General features: G+C 78.9%; 4 protein-coding genes and 1 pseudogene. 4 read left to right on the top strand and 1 reads right to left on the bottom strand.

What is annotated here, in order from left to right:
- The 4 genes from ACWENR_RS30130 to ACWENR_RS30115 all read left to right on the top strand — a co-directional run.
- On the top strand, nucleotides 1-1,274 hold a 1,274-nt coding region (locus tag ACWENR_RS30130), incomplete at its 5' end, for a SelB domain-containing protein (protein ID WP_452280329.1).
- A gap of 41 nt (nucleotides 1,275-1,315) precedes the next feature.
- On the top strand, nucleotides 1,316-1,513 hold the full coding sequence (locus ACWENR_RS30125) for a hypothetical protein (RefSeq protein WP_089000292.1): 198 nt from the start codon (nucleotides 1,316-1,318) through the stop codon (nucleotides 1,511-1,513).
- Nucleotide 1,514: 1 nt separating this feature from the next.
- Complete coding sequence (locus ACWENR_RS30120; RefSeq protein WP_452280328.1) at nucleotides 1,515-2,792, top strand: hemolysin family protein; 1,278 nt, start codon at nucleotides 1,515-1,517, stop codon at nucleotides 2,790-2,792.
- A gap of 155 nt (nucleotides 2,793-2,947) precedes the next feature.
- The gene (locus ACWENR_RS30115; protein ID WP_141721904.1) at nucleotides 2,948-3,133 is read left to right on the top strand and encodes a hypothetical protein; all 186 of its coding nucleotides are present in this window, start codon (nucleotides 2,948-2,950) and stop codon (nucleotides 3,131-3,133) included.
- Nucleotides 3,134-3,155: 22 nt separating this feature from the next.
- Here ACWENR_RS30115 and ACWENR_RS30110 read toward each other — a convergent pair.
- Nucleotides 3,156-3,347: pseudogene (locus tag ACWENR_RS30110) on the bottom strand (hypothetical protein); the annotation flags it as partial.

Raw genomic sequence — 3,347 nt, 5'->3', positions numbered from 1 at the left:
CCCGGCTGCCCGCCCCCGCGACGGCCGCCCCGGTGCGGCTGTGGGTGGACCGGGCGTTCACCGTCCGGGGGGCCGGCACCGTGGTCACCGGCACCCTCGGCGCCGGCCGGCTGCGCGTCGGCGACGAGCTGGAACTCGCCTCGACGGGCGAGCCGGTGCGGGTGCGCGGCCTGCACCGCCTCGGCGAGGCCCGGCCGGAGGTCGACGCGGTCGCCCGGGTGGCGGTGAACCTGCGCGGCACGCCCCGGGACCGGCTGGGCCGGGGCGACGCCCTGCTCGCCCCCGGCCGGTTCCACCGCACCGACCTGCTCGACGTCCGGCTGTCCGGCGACCCGGCGGCGGAGCTGCCCGCCACGCTGACCCTGCACGTCGGCGCGGCGGCCGTGCCGGCCCGGGTGCGGCCGTTGGGCGCGGACACCGTCCGGCTGCGGCTGGCCCGGCCGCTGCCGCTGCTGGTCGGCGACCGGGCGCTGCTGCGCGACCCGGGCCGCCACCACGTGGCCGGCGGCGTGACCGTGCTGGACGTCGCGCCGCCGCCGCTGACCCGCCGGGGTGCGGCGGCCGCCCGCGCGGCCGTGCTGGCGGGCGTGGACGGCCGGCCCGACCTGGCCGGCGAGCTGCGCCGGCGGGGCCTGGCCCGCGCCGCCGACCTGGCCCGCACCGGGGTGGCGGTCACCGACCGGCCCGTCGCGGGCGACTGGTTGGCCGACCCGGAGCACTGGCGGCGGCTCGGCGCCCGGCTGGCCGGGGAGGTCGCCCGGCACGCCCGGGAGCATCCGCTGGAGCCGGGCGCGCCGGTGGAGCTGCTGCGGCAGCGCCTCGGGCTGCCCGACCGGGCGCTGGTCGAGGCGCTGGTCCGGCCGCCGCTGCGCACCCACGCCGGCCGGGTCACCGCCGCGGCGGCCGACGCGCTGCCGGAGCCGGTGGCCCGCGCCGTGGCCCGGGTCCGCGCCGAGTACGCCGACCGTCCGTTCCGGGCGCCGGAGGCCGAGCGCCTCACCGACCTGGGGTTGGGGCCCCGGGAGATCGGCGCGGCCGTGCGGGCGGGCGCGCTGCTGCGGCTCGCCGAGAACGTGGTGCTGCTGCCCGGCGCGGTCGACGAGGCCGTCCGGGTGCTGGCGGGGCTGCCGCAGCCGTTCACGCTCAGCGCCGCCCGGCAGGCGCTGGACACCACCCGCCGCGTCGCCGTGCCGCTGCTGGAGCTGCTCGACCGGCGCGGCGTCACCCGCCGGCTGCCCGACGACGCCCGGGTCGTGGTCGCCGCCGGCTCCTGAAGCCGCCCCGGCGGGGCCGGCGGTCGCCTAGCGTGACGCCCATGGACCCTTCCGCGGTCTGGCGGGACAGGCAGCACAAGTGGCGGATCGAGGCGTACCGGGCGCCGGACCTGCGTTTCGCGATCTTCGCCACGAACGGCACCACCGAGTCGGCGCCGCTGTGGCTGTTCGGGATGTCGGCGCTGGCCCGGTGGCTGATGACGCACAAGATCTCCCTCGACGACCTGGAGGTCGACTGACATGGGGGCACCGCTCGGGCAGCTCGCGCTGGTGGCCGTGCTGGTGCTCGTCAACGCGGCCCTGTCCGGTAGCGAGATGGCGCTGGTGACGCTGCGCGAGGGGCAGGTGCGGCAGCTGGGGCGGCGCAGCCGGTCGGGGGAGCGACTGGCCCGGCTGGTCCGCGACCCCAACCGCTACCTGGCCACCATCCAGCTCGGCATCACCCTCGCCGGGTTCCTCGCCTCCGCCGCCGCCGCGGTCTCCCTGGCCGAGCCGCTGGTCGGGCCGCTGGGCTTCCTCGGCGGGGCCGCGCGCGGCGCGGCGATCCTCCTGGTGACCGTGCTGCTCACCTTCGTCACCCTGGTCGTCGGGGAGCTGGCGCCCAAACGGCTGGCGATGCAGCGCGCCGAACGGTGGGGGCTGCTCAGCGCCGGCCCGCTGGACCTGCTGGCCCGGCTGTCCCGGCCGGCGGTGTGGCTGCTCAGCCAGGCCACCGACGTGGTGGTGCGGCTCGCCGGCGGCGACCCGCGGGCCAGCCGGGCGGAGATGACCGAGGACGAGCTGCGGGAGATGCTGGTCAGCCAGCGGGGCCTGTCCGCGCAGCAGCGGGAGATCCTCACCGGCGCGTTCGACATCGCCGGCCGGACGCTGCGGGAGATCCTCGTCCCCCGGCTGGGCGTGACCGCGCTGCCCGCGACCCTGCCCGCCGCCGACGGGATGCGCCGGCTCGCCGCCGCCGGCCGGTCCCGCGCCCCCGTCGTGGGGCCCGGCGGCCTCGACGACGTACGCGGCGTGGTGCACATCCGCGACCTCGTCGACGCCGGCGCCGTCACCGTCGGCGACCGGGCCCGCCCGCCGCTGCTGCTGCCGGGCACCCTGCCCGTCTCCGACGCGCTGCGCCGCCTGCGGGTGTGCCACCAGCAGCTGGCGGTGGTCGTCGACGAGCACGGCGGGGTCGACGGCATGGTCACGCTGGAGGACCTGCTGGCGGAGGTGGTGGGCGAGCTGTACGACGAGACCGACCGGGACGTGACGGGGGTGACCCGGGAGCCGGACGGATCGCTGCTGCTGCCGGGCGACTTCCCGCTGCACGACCTGGCCGACATCGGCGTGTGGCTGCACTTCCGGCCGTCGCGGGAGTACACGACGGTGGCCGGGCTGGTGCTGGCCGGGCTGGGCCACCTGCCGACCGGCCCCGGCGAGACGGTGCGCCTGCCCGGGCTGACCGTCGAGGTGGTCGAGGTCGCCGGCCGGACGATCCGGCGGGTGCGGCTGCGCGGCTTCGTCACCGGGCCCTGACCGGTCCGGGCCGAGGCACGGGTCCACCCCGGCCGGCCTCGTCGGCTCGGGGCGCGGACCTGCCCGGCCAGCGGACCGCCGCTCCCGGGGCACGGTCGGGTGAAAACGGGCGAACCCGCCGCCCGGGGGTGGGCGTCGCCCGTACCGTCCGGACCGTGAAGGACCGAGGGATGCGGACGTTCGTCACGGTGCTGGCCGGGCTCGCGGTGATCTACTTCGGCACGACCGGCCGCAGCGAGGAGGACGGCCGGGGGCTCTCCGGCGGGCTCGTGGTGCTCGCGCTGCTGGCGGCGCTGCTGGTGTGGAACCTGACCAAGCCGGGCGACAAGACCGCCAAGTGACGCTCGCCGGGCCCGGGACGCCTCACCGGCCGGCGGCGCGGGCCACCTCGCCGGCGGACTCCTCGCCGAGCGCCACCCGCACCAGCGCCGACGCCAGCCGGCCGAAGTCGGCCGGGCGCACCAGCGCCCCCAGCCGGAAGGATGAGCGGCGCAGCCCGTGGCCCAACGCCCCGGACAGCGCGCGCCGCGCGGCCTACGGGCGCACGTCCGGCCC

The sequence above is a fragment of the Micromonospora sp. NPDC004336 genome (genome assembly GCF_053602615.1).
This window is presented reverse-complemented; position numbering and strand designations above follow the sequence as displayed.